Origin of the sequence: Flagellimonas lutimaris, from assembly GCF_003581615.1 — a bacterium.
Lineage (GTDB): Bacteria > Bacteroidota > Bacteroidia > Flavobacteriales > Flavobacteriaceae > Flagellimonas > Flagellimonas lutimaris.
In genome coordinates, this window is the sequence record NZ_QXFH01000070.1 from 994,342 (window position 1) to 1,010,871 (window position 16,530).

19 protein-coding genes are annotated in these 16,530 nt (G+C 39.7%); all 19 read left to right on the forward strand.

What is annotated here, in order from left to right:
* The first annotated feature begins 87 nt into the window (after positions 1–87).
* The 19 genes from gcvH to D2V08_RS08970 all read left to right on the forward strand — a co-directional run bounded on the left by gcvH (position 88) and on the right by D2V08_RS08970 (position 16,521).
* Entirely contained in the window at positions 88–468 is a 381-nt protein-coding gene (gene gcvH / locus D2V08_RS08880; protein ID WP_119607671.1) for a glycine cleavage system protein GcvH, read from the forward strand.
* A 37-nt stretch (positions 469–505) separates the two neighbouring features.
* Complete coding sequence (locus D2V08_RS08885; RefSeq protein WP_119607672.1) at positions 506–868, forward strand: VanZ family protein; 363 nt, start codon at positions 506–508, stop codon at positions 866–868.
* Between the two features lie 62 nt (positions 869–930).
* The gene (locus D2V08_RS08890) at positions 931–1,635 is read left to right on the forward strand and encodes an energy transducer TonB (protein WP_119607673.1); all 705 of its coding nucleotides are present in this window, start codon (positions 931–933) and stop codon (positions 1,633–1,635) included.
* Positions 1,636–1,791: 156 nt separating this feature from the next.
* The gene (cyoE, locus tag D2V08_RS08895; protein ID WP_119607760.1) at positions 1,792–2,694 is read left to right on the forward strand and encodes a heme o synthase; all 903 of its coding nucleotides are present in this window, start codon (positions 1,792–1,794) and stop codon (positions 2,692–2,694) included.
* A gap of 1 nt (position 2,695) precedes the next feature.
* Positions 2,696–3,277, forward strand: a complete 582-nt coding sequence (locus D2V08_RS08900) for a cytochrome c oxidase subunit 3 (protein ID WP_119607674.1) — start codon at positions 2,696–2,698, stop codon at positions 3,275–3,277.
* Between the two features lie 92 nt (positions 3,278–3,369).
* Positions 3,370–4,347 carry a cytochrome c oxidase subunit 3 gene (locus D2V08_RS08905; protein ID WP_119607675.1) on the forward strand — a complete coding sequence of 326 codons (978 nt, stop codon included), beginning with the start codon at positions 3,370–3,372 and terminating at the stop codon, positions 4,345–4,347.
* Between the two features lie 15 nt (positions 4,348–4,362).
* On the forward strand, positions 4,363–4,746 hold the full coding sequence (locus D2V08_RS08910) for a cytochrome C oxidase subunit IV family protein (protein WP_119607676.1): 384 nt from the start codon (positions 4,363–4,365) through the stop codon (positions 4,744–4,746).
* Positions 4,747–4,816: 70 nt separating this feature from the next.
* Positions 4,817–5,449, forward strand: a complete 633-nt coding sequence (locus tag D2V08_RS08915) for a hypothetical protein (RefSeq protein ID WP_119607677.1) — start codon at positions 4,817–4,819, stop codon at positions 5,447–5,449.
* Positions 5,430–6,173 (forward strand): SCO family protein, encoded by a 744-nt coding sequence (locus D2V08_RS08920; protein WP_119607678.1) that lies wholly within the window; start codon positions 5,430–5,432, stop codon positions 6,171–6,173. Before D2V08_RS08915 ends, D2V08_RS08920 begins: the two co-directional genes overlap by 20 nt.
* On the forward strand, positions 6,170–6,706 hold the full coding sequence (locus D2V08_RS08925) for a DUF420 domain-containing protein (RefSeq protein ID WP_119607679.1): 537 nt from the start codon (positions 6,170–6,172) through the stop codon (positions 6,704–6,706). Before D2V08_RS08920 ends, D2V08_RS08925 begins: the two co-directional genes overlap by 4 nt.
* Positions 6,707–6,713: 7 nt before the next feature.
* On the forward strand, positions 6,714–6,926 hold the full coding sequence (locus D2V08_RS08930; protein ID WP_119607680.1) for a hypothetical protein: 213 nt from the start codon (positions 6,714–6,716) through the stop codon (positions 6,924–6,926).
* Between the two features lie 104 nt (positions 6,927–7,030).
* The gene (locus D2V08_RS08935; protein WP_119607681.1) at positions 7,031–8,275 is read left to right on the forward strand and encodes an ABC transporter permease; all 1,245 of its coding nucleotides are present in this window, start codon (positions 7,031–7,033) and stop codon (positions 8,273–8,275) included.
* A 13-nt stretch (positions 8,276–8,288) separates the two neighbouring features.
* Positions 8,289–9,545: an ABC transporter permease gene (locus D2V08_RS08940; RefSeq protein WP_119607682.1), complete on the forward strand. Its 1,257-nt coding sequence runs from the start codon at positions 8,289–8,291 to the stop codon at positions 9,543–9,545.
* Positions 9,546–9,578: 33 nt separating this feature from the next.
* Complete coding sequence (locus tag D2V08_RS08945) at positions 9,579–10,679, forward strand: efflux RND transporter periplasmic adaptor subunit (RefSeq protein WP_119607683.1); 1,101 nt, start codon at positions 9,579–9,581, stop codon at positions 10,677–10,679.
* Positions 10,680–10,787: 108 nt separating this feature from the next.
* Positions 10,788–11,489, forward strand: a complete 702-nt coding sequence (locus D2V08_RS08950; protein ID WP_119607684.1) for an ABC transporter ATP-binding protein — start codon at positions 10,788–10,790, stop codon at positions 11,487–11,489.
* 46 nt (positions 11,490–11,535) lie between these two features.
* On the forward strand, positions 11,536–12,711 hold the full coding sequence (locus tag D2V08_RS08955; RefSeq protein WP_313790102.1) for an ABC transporter permease: 1,176 nt from the start codon (positions 11,536–11,538) through the stop codon (positions 12,709–12,711).
* Between the two features lie 59 nt (positions 12,712–12,770).
* Positions 12,771–13,970, forward strand: a complete 1,200-nt coding sequence (locus D2V08_RS08960; protein ID WP_245980548.1) for an ABC transporter permease — start codon at positions 12,771–12,773, stop codon at positions 13,968–13,970.
* 40 nt (positions 13,971–14,010) lie between these two features.
* A complete protein-coding gene (locus D2V08_RS08965; protein ID WP_119607687.1) occupies positions 14,011–15,129 on the forward strand; it encodes an efflux RND transporter periplasmic adaptor subunit in 1,119 nt (372 codons plus the stop codon).
* A gap of 42 nt (positions 15,130–15,171) precedes the next feature.
* The gene (locus tag D2V08_RS08970; protein WP_119607761.1) at positions 15,172–16,521 is read left to right on the forward strand and encodes a TolC family protein; all 1,350 of its coding nucleotides are present in this window, start codon (positions 15,172–15,174) and stop codon (positions 16,519–16,521) included.
* The last annotated feature ends 9 nt before the right edge of the window (positions 16,522–16,530 follow it).

Here is a 16,530-nt window from a genome sequence, read left to right on the forward strand (position 1 = left end):
CTTTTCTTGCATTTTGTCATAAAGTTTCTTTGAAAAGCTTTCAGCAATCTGTTACATTTGTCCATCTACTAATTCAAACAAATAGTAATGAACATACCATCAGAATTAAAGTATACCAAGGACCATGAGTGGGTCAAGATAGATGGAGATATCGCAACCGTAGGTATTACGGATTTCGCCCAAAGTGAACTAGGGGATATAGTTTATGTGGAAGTGGAAACTTTGGATGAAACATTGGATAAAGAGGAAGTATTTGGAACCGTTGAAGCTGTAAAGACAGTTTCCGATCTTTTTTTGCCACTAAGCGGAGAGATTGTTGAGTTTAACGAATCCTTGGAAGATGAGCCTGAAAAAGTAAACTCCGACCCATACGGTGATGGCTGGATGATCAAAATTAAAATGAGTGAAGCCTCCGAGGCTGATGACCTGATGAGTGCTGAAGATTACAAGGCATTGATTGGTGCTTAAAAATTACGCATATACCTTATTATTTGTAAGCTGGGCAATGTTCATAACAATGCTCAGCTTATTTTCTTTTTCAAGTATGGATTTGAATACGGGAAACTTAAATATTCCATATGCAGATAAAATCATCCATTTTGTATTTTATTTAGGGTTTGGGTTTTTGGGTTCTTTGTGCTTTCGTGAACGCACAAAAGGAGCTTTAGGTCTTATTAAAACTGTTAAAATCGTTGTGATTTCAGCTGTTGCCTATGGCATAATTATTGAGATATTACAGTATACGATCACTACTGATCGAATGGCCGAATTTGGTGACGTTTTAGCAAATGTTTTGGGAGCATTTGCAGGAATTGGACTGATTCGGTGGGTTTTTTCTAAGAAAAACCCGTTAAAATGGAAATTTTAATTGTTTATTTAACCAATTAATAATTAAATTAGCAAACACTAAATTTAGAAAAGGAGAAAAGGATGGAACCAAAAAAGAACCCGAAAGCGGACGTAGGTAGAAACAGTGCACTGTACTTTGTTATAGGATTAGCTGCTGTTTTGGCTTTGGTCTACGGAGCCATGGAGTGGAAAAAATATGACAAGGTCAATAACTACGACATTTCTATGAATGTTGAAGATCAATTGGACGAAGAAGTTCCTATGACCGAGCAAATTAAGACTCCACCACCGCCACCGCCACCTGCTGCCCCCGAAGTAATCGAGGTTGTAGAAGATGAAGAAGAAGTGGAAGAGACCGTTATCGAGTCTACTGAAACTAGTCAAGAGGAAGAGGTAATCGAAATCGAGGAAGTTGAAGTTGAAGAAGTAGAAGAGGATATTAGTGTTCCTTTTGCTGTGATTGAGGACGTTCCTGTATTTCCAGGTTGTGAAGGAGCTAGTGATAAGAAAGCTTGTTTCCAAGAAATGATGCAGAAACATATCCGTAAAAACTTCCGTTACCCGGAAATTGCTCAAGAAATGGGTGTTCAAGGTAGGGTGAGTGTTATTTTTGTTATTCAAAAAGACGGAAGCATTGGTAATATTAGAATGCGCGGACCGGACAAGAATTTAGAAGCCGAGGCAATGCGTATTATTCAAAAACTACCAAAAATGACTCCAGGAAAACAAAGAGGTAGGGCAGTAAAAGTACCTTTTAGTATTCCAATTACGTTTAAATTGCAATAAGATTTATATAATTCCTGTTGAGGCAGGAATGGAAAAAGCCCGGATGATGTTCATTCGGGCTTTTTTTGTGGTTTTTAAGGTAACCATCATAAAACCTTGTCTTTGGTTGCAAAAGATATACACTGGCGTTATCTTTGCCAGCCAATAAAGATGTGGATGAAGTCTGCCGTAGGTTCTGTAAAAAACAACACCCTTTCCTTGCTATTTTCTGATTTTAAGGAAATTACAAAGGCTAGATTGGCTATTAGCGTAGTTTTCTCGTCCATTGCCGGATACTTGCTTGGTGCCTATCAGATTAATTTGGTGTCTTTGTTGTTGTTGATGTTTGGCGGGTATTGCATGGTGGGCGCATCCAATGCCTATAATCAAATTATAGAAAAAGATTTGGACGCTCTAATGAGGCGTACCAAAAACCGACCCATCCCTTCAGGGAGAATGTCCGTAAGAACTGCATTGGTCATAGCCATTGTTTTGACCGTTTTAGGCGTTCTGTCGCTATTGGCACTTAGTCCTAAAACAGCTATGTTCGGAGCCATATCTATTTTTTTGTATACCAGCGTATATACTCCGTTAAAAACAAAATCCCCACTTTCGGTTTTTGTTGGTGCGTTTCCAGGTGCCATCCCATTTATGTTGGGTTGGGTTGCGGCAACAGATGATTTTGGGATAGAACCTGGAACATTGTTCATGATTCAGTTTTTTTGGCAGTTCCCTCATTTTTGGGCCCTTGGTTGGATGTTGGATGAAGACTATAAACAAGCAGGTTTTAAAATGTTGCCCACCGGTAATAAGGATAAAGGCACTGCAATGCAGATTATCCTTTACACCATTTGGATGATTGTTATCTCCATAATACCGGTGTTCGGTTTTACAGGACGTTTGCATCTTTCCATTCCAGCTGCCGTTATTGTATTGTTGTCTGGATTGACAATGTTGTTTTTCGCATTCAAATTATATGAAAATAGGGACAATTCATCAGCACGTAAATTGATGTTGGCCAGTGTTACCTATATATCATTGATTCAAATAGTATACGTAATAGATAAGTTTATAAGCTAAAATGGATTTAACCCAAGGGACAGCAAAGGAAAAGAACAGACGGGCAAAAAAAATGATGCTCTGGTTTGGTATAGTGAGTTTGATCATGGGCTTTGCCGGTTGGACCAGTGCCTATATCGTAAGCAGTAAGCGTGAAGATTGGGTGAGCGATTTAGAGTTGCCCAGCGCATTCTTTATCAGCACGGTCATACTTATCTTAAGTAGTATTGCCTATTTTGCAGCAAAAAAGGCAGTGGGTAAAGACAACCAAAAGATGGGAACTATATTTTTGCTCATCACATTGGCTCTGGGAATTACTTTTATCTCATTGCAATTTGTTGGTTTTTCGCAAATGTTGGAGAGCGGATATTATTTTACCGGTCCTACCAGTAATATAAAAATGTCCTATGTATTTTTGTTGGCAGCTGTGCACATTGCGCACGTGGTAGCTGGTTTAATTACCCTATTGGTAGTTTTGGTTCAGCAACTTAGAAATAAATATACGCCGGAAAATATGTTGGGGATGGAATTGGGTGCCACTTTCTGGCATTTTTTGGATTTTATCTGGGTATATCTAATTCTATTCATGTATTTCGTAAAATAAAATTTGATTGGAGCAGTTTTCATTCAAGTTTGTCTTTTACAATACATCAAAAAATGTAAATTTGTGAAAGTTTTAATAAAACGACCTTTTATATGGATGCAACGGTAAGTACCGGTACAGAAGATAGCGTTTGGGGAGGCGGGAATAGACCCCTTGGCGCTAGCTATGGAAAAATGATGATGTGGTTTTTTATCATGTCGGATGCCTTGACCTTTTCCGGGTTTTTGGTAGCCTATGGTTTCTCAAGATTTAAGTTCATAGAACTTTGGCCTATCGCCGATGAGGTGTTTACTCACTTTCCGTTCTTGCACGGTGTAGAAGCACCCATGTATTATGTAGCATTTATGACCTTTATTTTGATTATGTCCTCGGTGACCATGGTGTTGGCAGTGGATGCAGGTCATAAAATGAAACAAAAAAGTGTTATCCTTTATATGTTCCTTACCATTATCGGTGGTGCTATCTTCGTTGGGTCACAGGCTTGGGAATGGGCAACTTTTATAAAAGGTGATTACGGAGCCGTTGAAACCAACTCAGGCAGAATCCTTCAGTTTGTGAATGCAGAAACTGGTAAAAGAATTGCTTTGGCGGATTTTGCAGAAACGTTACCGGAAGAAAGGGTAAAGCATCAATCTAACGAAGGTATATGGTTCCAAGGTGAGGGTTACAAGACTTCTTACTCTTTGAACGAAGTTGTGGCAGGGTTTAAAGCGACGCCAAATATCCTTGTCCGTGGCGAGAAACTGAACGAAGAAGGTGAAAAAACCCTCTTTGATAGAAAAGAATCATTGGCAAAAATATTGGAAGCCAAACAAGTGGTGGAAGGTGCAAACCTGGTTCATAACGAATACGGTCACCGATTATTTGCCGATTTCTTTTTCTTTATCACAGGATTCCACGGATTCCACGTGTTCTCCGGTGTAGTCATCAACGTTATCATTTTCTTTAATGTGATTCTTGGCACCTACGAGCGCAGAGGTCATTACGAGATGGTAGAAAAAGTTGGGCTATACTGGCACTTTGTGGATTTGGTATGGGTATTCGTATTTACATTCTTTTATTTGGTATAAAAACATTGTTTATAAATGGCACACGAGCATAAACTTGAGATTTTCAGAGGACTTTTAAAATTTAAGTCCAACACCCAAAAAATTTGGGGGGTACTTATTTTCCTTTCTATAGTTACTACAGTTGAAGTTGCATTGGGTATCGTTAAACCTAGAGCACTTACCCATAGCTACTTTTTGGGGATGAAACTGCTTAACTGGATATTTATCATCTTAACTTTGGTTAAGGCCTATTATATTGCATGGGACTTTATGCACCTCAGGGATGAGAAAACTTCGTTGCGAAGGGTGATAGTGTGGACTCCCGTGTTCCTAATCTGTTATTTGATATTTATTTTGCTCTTCGAAGCAGATTATATTTACAATGTTTACAAGGATGGGTTCATAACTTGGAATTTCTAAGAAAGCATTTAACAAATTTAAAAGACGGTTTTTCAACCGTCTTTTTTTATTTTTGTACGGTTTAGACACTATGAAAAAGAAAATCGTATTAGGAGTACTTTTTATTCTCCCTGTGGTGGTTTATTTATTTTTTGCTTCAGGGGTAAATAATTTTGGGCGACTGCCCGTGCTAAGTGAAAATGTATCCAATGTTTCCACATTAGACCCTAATTTACAACTTAAAGATAAAATTACCATTTTAGGTTTTTTGGGAAACAATGTTGGTGCTAAACAAGGCAATGCATTCAATCTCAACCAAAAAATTTACAAAAGGTTCGGGGAGTTCAATGATTTTCAGATAGTCATGGTGGTTCCCAAGGGAAATGAGGAACAGGTAGTTGAATTGAAGAATGAGTTGGGTAAGCTCTCCAGTGTGGATAAATGGCATTTTGCCTTTGGTTCCGATGCTGAAATAAAGGAACTCTTCAATTCCTTGAAGTCAAATATTGATTTGGATGAAGAGTTATTCACTCCCAATGTTTTTATAATAGACAAGGACCTTAAGCTTAGGGGAAGAACCGATGATGAGGATGAGGGTGTTAAATATGGTTTTGACACCTCTTCCGTAGCAGAATTGAACAATAAAATGGTGGACGATGTCAAGATAATCTTGGCGGAGTATCGCTTGGCCTTAAAAAAGAACAATGCCAACAGGAGCAAATAACAAAAAGAAGCACACCTATATTTGGGTATCAGCAATTATTTTGATTTTCGGAATTTTTGCTGTTTACGAAATCACAAAGCGGGTCAAGGGAGGCACAGTTGTCGAAAACGACCGCATGAGTGTAAGTTCCAAAGATGCCAAAGTAGGTTTTGTGGTAAACCAAGGAGAAAAGAGAAGGGTGCCTAACTTTTCGTTTTATGATCAAGACAGCGTGTTGGTCACCAATAAGGATTATTTGGGGAAAGTTTATGTGGTTGACTTCTTCTTTACCACATGCCCGACCATTTGCCCTGTAATGACGAAAAACTTGGTGGAACTTCAAGATGCCTTTAAAAATGATAAAAATTTTGGAGTAGCATCCTTTACAATCAACCCAAGGTATGACACACCATCTGTATTGACAAAGTATGCTGAAAAATATGGGATTACGGATAAAGATTGGCATTTAATGACAGGTGACCAGGATAAAATATATCAATTGGCCCAAGAAGGGTTTTATATTTTTGCCAGTGAGGATCAAGCGGCTCCGGGTGGTTTTGAGCATTCCGGCATGTTCGCATTGGTTGATAAAAATGGGTATATTCGTTCCCGTGAAGATGAATTTGGTAACCCGCTAATTTATTATCGGGGCACAATTACTGAAGAACAAGAGGTAAATGCCGATGGAGAAACTCAGCAGATTACCATTTTAAAAGAGGACATTAAAAAATTGTTGGCAGAATGACCGAGGAAATTTCTTTAAAAGAAAAGCGGTTCAATAAGTTGATAACCGTAATTTCTATAGCAATCCCATTGGTGGTTGCCCTATTGTTTGGTTACAAGATTCCAAACGCTAAACCGTTATCCTTTTTACCGCCAATATATGCGGGAATAAATGGTCTTACCGCAATTTTATTGATTGCTGCCGTTGTGGCGATCAAAAATGGACGACAATTGATACATCAAAGGTTAATGACCACTAACATTATACTGTCGGCATTATTTTTAGTGATGTACGTGGCCTATCACATGACATCCGAAACTACTATTTTCGGAGATGAGGGCCCCATAAAGTTTATATATTATTTTATTTTGATGACGCACATTGTGCTGTCTATTTCTGTGATTCCATTGGTATTGATTACTTATTCAAAAGTATATCTCGATGATTTTGAAGCTCACAGACAATGGGCAAAATATACTTTTCCAATTTGGTTGTATGTTGCCATAACAGGAGTTTTGGTCTATATTATGATTTCACCATACTATCCATATTGATTATTCCATGAAGGCAAGACTAATCATCATATTACTTATTTTATTGGTTTTTCCAACCGTATCGGAAGCCCAATGTGCCATGTGCCGCGCAGTGGTAGAAAGCGAATCTGATGGAAAAACAGCAGAAGCAATCAATAATGGCATTGTTTACCTCATGGCTGTCCCTTATGTTCTTGTGGCAGGTTTATTTTACTTTATTTATAGAAAAATGAGAGGGTAAATTAATCTTTCCGAAGATATTTTACCTCAAACTGTAACATTCAGCGAGTTTAATTGTCTTATTAGTGTACGCTCGCGTCACTCATCAATCAAAATCGCTAACCCATGTTCGACCTGGAAAGGTGGCAAGAGATATTTGACACCATACGAAAGAACAAACTCCGCACTTTTTTAACCGGGCTTTCCGTAGCCTCGGGTATCTTCATTTTGGTAATACTACTTGGGTTTGGGCAAGGCATGCGAAATGGTATCGAAAACGAATTCAAACAAGATGCATCTACCAGTGTTTGGGTGTGGCCCGGAGTAACTTCAAAAGAATATAAAGGTCTCAATCCCGGAAGGCGTATTCAGCTCGTCAATGAAAATTACGATAAAGCAAGTGCCATGTTCGATGACGATATTGAATATGGTTCTGCCAGAATATTTGTCCGTGGTATAAGTGTTAACTACGGAAAGGAAGCATTGATTTATGGAGTGCAAGGGGTAGCTTCCGATTTTCAGTTTATAGAGAATGCCAAAATGGTGGAGGGCAGGTTTATCAATTACCAAGATGAAGTCTCCAATGGGAAGGTGGCCATCATCGGAAACAAAATAAAAAAAGATGTTTTTGGAGAAGTAGATACCCCAATTGGTGAGTTTATTGATATCTCAGGGATACCATTCAAGGTGATTGGTGTGTTTAAGGAGATGGAAGACCGCGAAGAAGAACGTATCTACATACCAATAACAACAGCACAGCGAACTTTTAATGGCGGAAACAGACTCAACAACTTGTCTTTTACCTTACCACCTCGGGAAAATTTTGACGAAGCTGTGGCACAGGCCATTGATTTTAAAAATGGACTCCGGGAATATCTGCAACAAACCCATACCATCGCCCCAGATGATACTGGAGCTATCGAGGTATGGAGCGCGATGGAAGAGGCCAAGCGCTATTATGGTCTAACGAATAATATCAAATTATTTTTCTGGTTTGTCGGAGTGTGTACCATTATAGCTGGAGTTGTGGGCGTAAGCAATATTATGATGATCGTGGTCAAGGAACGTACCCGCGAAATAGGAATTAGAAAAGCGTTGGGAGCAAAACCATGGTCAATAATTGGAATGATTCTGCACGAAGCTATTTTCGTAACTGCAATTTCTGGCTTTGGAGGGCTCATTTTTAGTATGGCCCTTTTGGAGATAGTGGGTCCCAATGTTGAAGTAGATTACATTATGAACCCATCCGTGAACTTTAATGTGGCCTTTTCCACTGTAATTGTTTTGATAGTCGCTGGAACCCTGGCAGGTTTTGTGCCTGCGTATAGAGCTGCAAAAGTGAAAGTAATCGAATCTCTTAGAGATGAATAACCCATAAGCTGATATGTTCAATAAAGATAGATGGCGGGAAATTATTGAAGTACTCACAACCAATGTGTGGCGTACCATCTTTACGGCTTTCGGAGTGTGCTGGGGCATCTTTATTCTGATTGTACTTTTGGCCGCTGGCAAGGGACTGGAGAATGGTATTAAGCAAGATTTTGGAAATATTGCCACCAATACCATGTTTATGTGGACCAGGGCAACGACCAAGGGTTACGAAGGTCTTCCCAAAGGGAGACGCTTTGAGTTTAAGATTGATGATGTAGCCGCATTGCGCGATAATGTGCCCAACCTCAGGTTTATTTCCCCACGGAACCAACTTGGCGGTTTTGGGGGAAACAATAATGTGGTTCGGGGTATTAGAACGGGAGCCTACAATGTGTATGGTGATTACCCCGAAATTATCAACCAAGATCCTATGGCGGTGACTTCGGGAAGATTTTTGAACTATAACGACATTAACGAAAAAAGAAAAGTAGCCATAATTGGCCAAGGAGTGAAAAATGACCTTTACGATAAGGATGAGGATGCGCTCGGGACCTATATCAAAATACAAGGGGTAAACTTTATGGTTATTGGCACTTATAAAAAGAACAGCAGTGGTGGCGGAGAAGAGGGGCAAAAGGAAATATTTGTTCCCTTTACATCATTTTCCCAAGCATTTAATCGGGGAGAAGATGTGGGTTGGATGGCCATTACGGCAAACAATGGTAGTTCCATTTCCCAACTCAAGGATAAAATTGTCGATGTAATGAAGAAACGTCACAAAGTGCATCCCGAAGACACAAGGGCCGTTGGTTATTTTGATCTCTACGAACAATACAATCGAGTGGAAAGTCTCTTTGGGGCATTAAAGGCAGTAGCCTATATCGTGGGAATAATGGTGTTGCTGTCCGGAATTATCGGAGTGAGTAACATTATGCTCATCGTAGTAAAGGAACGTACCAAGGAAATTGGAATACGCAGGGCATTGGGCGAACAACCATGGTCCATAAAAAAACAAATTTTGATGGAATCCATTTTCCTGACTTTAATTTCGGGAATGGTGGGCATCATATTGGGATCATTGGTCATTTTTGGAATCAACTCCTTATTGGATAGTGTAGGGCCAGTGGATATGTTCATGAGTCCAAGTGTTAGCGTAGGGGTGGTAACGGGAGCCCTGACCATTTTAATGGTATCAGGTCTTTTGGCTGGTTTTATACCGGCGCAAAGCGCTATTAGGGTGCGCCCTATTGAAGCATTACGAACAGAATAATAAGTAAAGAATCAATCAATAACATCAATTAAAATGAAAAAATCGGTAACCATTGTCATCTTGTTGCTCATCGTAATAGTTTTCGGTGGCTCCATGTATTACCTGTACCAGAAAAATTCTGAAGACCCAGTGGTATATGAAACGGAAACACCTTCCAAACAGACCATTGTAAAAAAGGCAGTGGCGACGGGGAGTATTCTTCCTTTGGAAGAAGTGTTGATCAAACCCAATATTTCCGGGGTGATAGAGGAAATTTATGTAGAAGGAGGAGATTATGTAAAATCGGGAGACCTATTGGCCAAAATCAAGGTAGTCCCCAATTTATCTGCCCTCAACGATGCGAAGAATGCCATAGATGAGGCAAAAATCAACCTGGATGATCAAAAACGAAACTACGAACGTCAGTCCATCTTATTTGGTAAGGGTGTGATACCCAAAACAGATTTGGAGCGGGCCCAAGTTTCTTACGACCAAGCAAAGCAGTCCTATGCTGCGGCCAACAAACGCTACGATATTGTAAAAACAGGAACAACAAGTGGGTTGAGCAGTTCGGCCAATACCATGATCAGGGCGACAGTAAGTGGAATGGTGCTCGAAGTACCCGTAGAGGTGGGCAACCAGGTCATTGAAAGCAATACCTTTAACGAGGGAACAACTATAGCGGCCATTGCCGATGTGGACAAAATGATTTTTGAAGGCAAGGTAGATGAATCCGAAGTTGGAAAAATAAAAGAAGATCTTCCTTTGGAAATTACCGTGGGTGCCATTGAAAACCGTGTTTTTGATGCCGTATTGGATTATATCGCACCAAAAGGGAAAGAAGAGAACGGGGCTATCCAATTTGAAATTAAGGGAACTTTAAAAAAGAACGATACGGTATTTATCAGGGCAGGTCTCAGTGCCAATGCCTCTATTATTCTGGCACGAGCTGATAGTGTTTTGGCCGTAAAAGAAGCCTTGGTGCAATTTGATGATGACACCAAAAAACCCTATGTAGAGGTACAAACAGCTGATCAGCAATTTGAACGAAAGGATGTGGAGCTGGGTGTAAGCGATGGTATCTTTGTTGAGGTAAAATCGGGCATAGTGGCAACTGACAAAGTAAAAGTCTGGAACGCTCTAGCCGAGGAATAGCCTGCCAAAGCCACTATTTAGAAAAAAAAGTAAAAAATCTTGTAACATTTTAACAACTTATATGTCTTACTAGCAGAGGTAAAAGTAAGATAGCTAACATCACCAATCATGATAGAAATCAAAGATCTTCATAAGTCCTATAAAATGGGGAGCAATTCCCTTCATGTTTTAAAAGGGATAAATTTTAAAGTTGAAGAAGGAGAGCTTGTGGCCATTATGGGGTCTTCAGGATCGGGAAAATCCACGTTGTTGAACATTTTAGGAATGTTGGATGGGGCGGATTCCGGTGAGTATACCTTGGATGGTGTGCCAATCAAAAACCTGAGTGAAACCAAAGCAGCCCAGTATAGGAATAAATTTCTGGGATTCATCTTTCAATCCTTCAACCTTATAAATTACAAGAGTGCTCTAGAGAATGTGGCGCTTCCATTGTATTACCAAAAGGTACCTAGAAAGGAACGCCAAGAAAAAGCCATGAAATATTTGGAAAGGGTGGGTTTAAAACCATGGGCCGACCACTTGCCAAGTGAACTTTCCGGTGGACAAAAGCAAAGGGTGGCCATTGCACGGGCCATGGCTGCAGAACCCAAAGTCTTGCTGGCAGATGAGCCAACCGGAGCTTTGGACAGTACAACTTCCTATGAGGTAATGGACCTTATCCAAAAAATTAACGATGATGGGAATACCATTTTGGTTGTGACCCACGAAGAAGATATTGCACATATGTGCAAACGAATCGTACACCTAAAAGATGGTGTTATTGTAGAAGATAAAAAAGTCGAACAAGTAAGGGCAGAACAGTATGTTTGATCGGGACGTTTGGCAAGAAATATTCAATACGCTCAAGACTAATAAATTGAGAACCTTTTTGACGGGTTTTTCCGTGGGATGGGCCATCTTTATTTTAGTTATGCTCCTAGCTTCGGTAAACGGTATGCAAAACGGTTTTACTGGTCAGTTTAACGATGATGCCACCAATTCCATCTTTGTTCGTCCAGGAACTACATCCAAAGCATATGGAGGTTTTGAGGCCGGCAGACGTATCCAATTGAAAAATGATGATTTAGAGTACATCAAACAAAGTTTTCCTGAAGATGTCGAGTATATAAGCGCAAGATATTACGCCAATACAACCGCTAGATATAAAAGTGAAACAGGTTCGTATTCCGTGCAAGGGACACATCCAGATCATCAGGCGATAGAAAAAACACTGGTGGTTGCTGGTAGATATATCAATGAAGCAGATATCATCAACAAGGCCAAAGTTGCCGTAATCGGTAGAAAGGTTGCAGAAGACCTTTTTAAGGATGAAGATCCATTAGGGAAATTTGTCGAATTCAATGGATTGCCTTTTAGGGTAATTGGCATTTTTACAGATGATGGAGATGATAATGCCGAAAGAAGAATATATGCCCCTGTAAGCACGTATCAGCGTATTTATGGGAATACCAACAATATCAATATGATTGCTCTTACATACAATCCAACCTACGACCTTGCTACATCATTGGAGTTTTCGAGTAGATTGGAGGATTTAATGAAAAGACGACATAAAATTGACCCGGACGACCAATCAGGCCTTTATATATTTAACTATGCTGAGGCCTTTGATAATATTAACAGTTTTACATCTGTATTGAAAGCAATTGGTATTGGTGTTGGGTTTTTGATACTCATCGCTGGGATTGTGGGTATCGGAAATATCATGGTGTTTACTATTAAGGAGAGAACAAAAGAAATTGGGGTGCGAAAAGCCCTCGGCGCAAGACCTAGTCAAATCGTGAACTTGGTATTGTTGGAGTCGGTTTTTATTACGTCGATTTCAGGTTTTGTTGGACTGTTGTTTGCTTGGATGATTTTGGCCGCAATAGGTCCTACGATTCAGACACCGGCCTTTAGCGATCCATCGGTAAGCCTTTCCGTTGTGGTTACAGCCACAATAATATTGATTATTGCAGGAGTATTGGCAGGCTTGTTGCCGGCTATGAAAGCTGCAAATGTAAAACCCATTGTTGCACTAAGTGATAAATAGTTATGTGGTTATTTGATAAGGACTTGTGGATCGAAATTTTTCATACGCTGGGCAAGAATATGCTTAGGACCTTCCTCACCATGCTTGGAGTGATCTTTGCTATGATCATCTTGGTGTTGTTATTGGGCTCCGCCAATGGTATGAGCAATGGATTCAATAAACTTTTTGCAGGTACTGCTTCGAACAGTCTGTTTGTTTGGGGACAATCAACCTCAGAACCTTACAAAGGTTTTGAGCGAGGAAGAAGAATCCGCTACAAGCTTGAAGATGCGGACATCCTGAAAAAACAGATTCCGGAAATTGAGGTATTGGCCCCTCGAATTGAATTGGGTAACCATCGAGGTGTTGTAACCGTTTATCGAAATGGCCAAACCAGTGGTTCGGCAGTATACGGTGACTTTCCAGAAATAGATAATATCACCAAAAAGAAATTAGTGGAAGGTAGGTTTTTGAACCAGACGGATATTGAAGGTTCAAAAAAAGTATGTGTGATTGGAGAGGAAACCTATAAACTCCTTTTCGATAAAGGAGAAAAAGCTATAGGTGAAGACATTCGTATTAACGGTATTTATTTCTCGGTTGTTGGAATTTATAAACCAAACAATAACATCAATATTGATGGAGAAAATGCAGTTTTTATTCCCTTTACCACCTTTCAAAAAGCATTTAATTCTGGGGATAGAATGGGATGGATGGCAATAGCCGTGGAAGAAAGAACTCCGGTACCAGTCGTTGAAAAACAAATAAAGGATATTCTAAAGCTTAAATACGATATTCATCCGGATGACGAGCGTGCCATAGGTAGTTTTGATCTGTCTGAAATATTCAATAATATTACTGCATTTACAACGGTTCTGAAAGGATTTTCATTTTTCGTTGGAATCTTTACGCTATTGGCCGGTGTAATTGCCATAAGTAATATCCTTTTGATTACTGTAAAGGAACGTACACAAGAAATAGGGGTAAGAAGAGCTTTGGGTGCAACACCCAAGATAGTAAAACGTCAGATTGTTTTGGAAGCCATAGTGTTGACGGCGTTTGCTGGCCTAGTAGGTTTTGCCATTGCGGTAGGGATATTGTCCATTTTGGACGCTATGTTTGGTAGTGGGGATGATTTCCCATTCGTAAAACCAATGATTAGTGTATCGCAATTCATCGTATCATTTGTTTTAATGGTAGGGCTGAGCGTACTCATAGGATTATTGCCAGCCAACCGAGCTGTAAGAATTAAACCCATAGATGCATTAAGAGAAGAATAATCATCAATACAATTTAAATAACGAAATCAAATAAGCAAGAATGAACAAGTATGTAAAATACGGATTGATAGGGGTAGTGGTCATAGGTATTTTGGCCGCGGTAGTCTACTTTTTAAAGCAGAACAGTACTCCTGTAGAGCTGTATAAAACCGAAACAGCTGAACGGAAGGATATAGTAAATAAGGTAATTGTTACCGGAAAGGTTATTCCTGAAGATGAAATTAATATCAAACCTCAAATATCTGGGATTATTGATAAAATCCTTTTGGAAGAAGGGGTGAGAGTACAATCAGGAGACCTTATTGCGGTAATTAAAGTAGTTCCCAATGAGCAATCCATGAACCAGGCCGCAGGTAGGGTTCGCAATGCCGAATTGGCGTTGAGCAATGCCAAGTTGGAGTACGATAGAAACAAAACATTGTTTGAAAAAGGGGTGATTTCAAACCAAGATTTCAACAACTTGAAATTGACCTACGAACAAGCTTTGCAAGAGTTGAAAAATGCACAGGCCGATTATCAGATTATTAGAAAAGGTTCTGCTGGAGGTTCAGCGAGTGCAAATACCAATATTAGGGCCACTGTTTCCGGAACTATCTTGGAGATTCCTGTAAAAGAGGGGGACCAGGTAATCCAAAGTAACAACTTTAACGAGGGTACCACTATTGCCACTATCGCTGATATGTCCAAAATGATATTTGAAGGAGAAGTGGACGAAGCCGAGGTTGGAAAACTACATGTTGGAATGCCTTTGGAAATTAGTTTGGGAGCTTTGGAAGCACAAAAATTTGATGCCAATCTTAAGTTTATTGCACCAAAAGGTGTAGAGGAAGAAGGGGCTGTTCAGTTTAAAATCGAAGGTGATTTAGCTGTTAAGGATACCGATAGTACTTCATATGTTCGAGCAGGTTACAGTGCCAATGCCTCCATTGTTTTAGAGGAGAAGAAAGATGTACTTTCCTTAAAAGAAGCCTTGCTTCAATTTGACAAAGAAACGGAAAAGCCTTACGTAGAGGTTGAAGTGGGAGAGAACGAGTTTGAGCGTAGAGATCTTGAGTTGGGTGTAAGTGACGGTATAGATGTCGAAATAGTTTCAGGTATTGGTGAAGACGATAAAATCAAAGTTTGGAACAAGCTTGAGAAAAAATCTGATGAAGATTAAGCCATGCTGACCATCATTTTAACAACCAAAATCAAAAAACGAATGAAAAATAGCATAACGATAGTATTACTGTTGTTCGCCGTTACCTTTTCCAGCGCACAAATGCGCAAATGGACACTTCAGGAATGTGTGGAATATGCAGTAGATAACAACTTGACCGTAGAACAATTTGAACTGGATTTGGAGAATGCTCAAATTGATAAATCCGATGCCATAGGAAATCTTCTTCCTAGCTTAAACGGGTCCGCCTCGGCCTCAAGTAATACAGGTTTTTCCATCAATCCAACAAACAACTTACCAACGAATAGCACTGCGTTTAACGTAAGTGGAGGGGTAAGTTCCAACGTAACCCTATTTGATGGGTTGAGGAACATAAACCGGCTGCACCGCGCAAAAATGAGTGCTATTGCCAGTCAATACCGTTTGGATAATTTAAAGGACGATATTCGGTTGAACGTAGCAAACGCTTACTTGGATGTGGTTTCCAATAAAGAACAGCTTAAAACCTTTAAAGCGCAATATGCCGTTACGGAACAAGACCTGAAAAGAACCAAGGAATTGGTGGAATCCGGGGTTGTGCCAAGAGGTGATCTTTTGGAAATTGAGGCTACCGCAGCCAATCAAGAACAGCAGATAATCAATGGTGAAAGTCTTGTAATTATATCAAGAGTAAGTCTAGCACAATTGCTACAGATAACCGATTACGAAAACTTTGATATAGCAGAAGAGGAATTCTCTATACCACCTTCCGATATTCTTAAAAACTCACCAAAGGTTATTTTTGATAAAGCATTAGGTTTTAGAAATGACATTAAATTCTCTGAAACCAATGTAGAGTTGGCCGAGCAAGATCTTAAGATTGCCAAGGGGGCTTACTTGCCGACTTTGTCGGGGTTCTTCCAATACGGTACACGGTATTCCGATGTTACCCAGATACCTGATGGAAACGGAGTTCCATATACTCCTAATTTTACCGATCAATTATGGATTTTTGATGGTATTAGTTATGGGGCCCAGTTGAACATTCCCATTTTTAATGGATGGAGTACGCGCAACAACGTTATGCGATCTAAAATCAGTTTGGAAAAAGCCAAATTGCAGCTGGAGCAGGATAAGTTGGCTTTAGAAAGTACTATTCAGCAAGCCTATGTAAACGTAAATACATTTGAAAAGGCCTATGAAGCTGCAGTAAAAACACTGGAAGCTAGACGTTTGTCCTACGAGTATGCCAAGGATCGTTACGATGTTGGTTTAATGAATGCCTTCGAATACAGTCAAGCACAAGCTAGGCTGGAAAATGCCCAGGCCGATGTAATTAGGACCAAGTACAACTACATTTTCCGATTAAAAATATTGGAGTTCTACTTTGGTATACCCATTGCTTTAAACTAGTATCTTTGT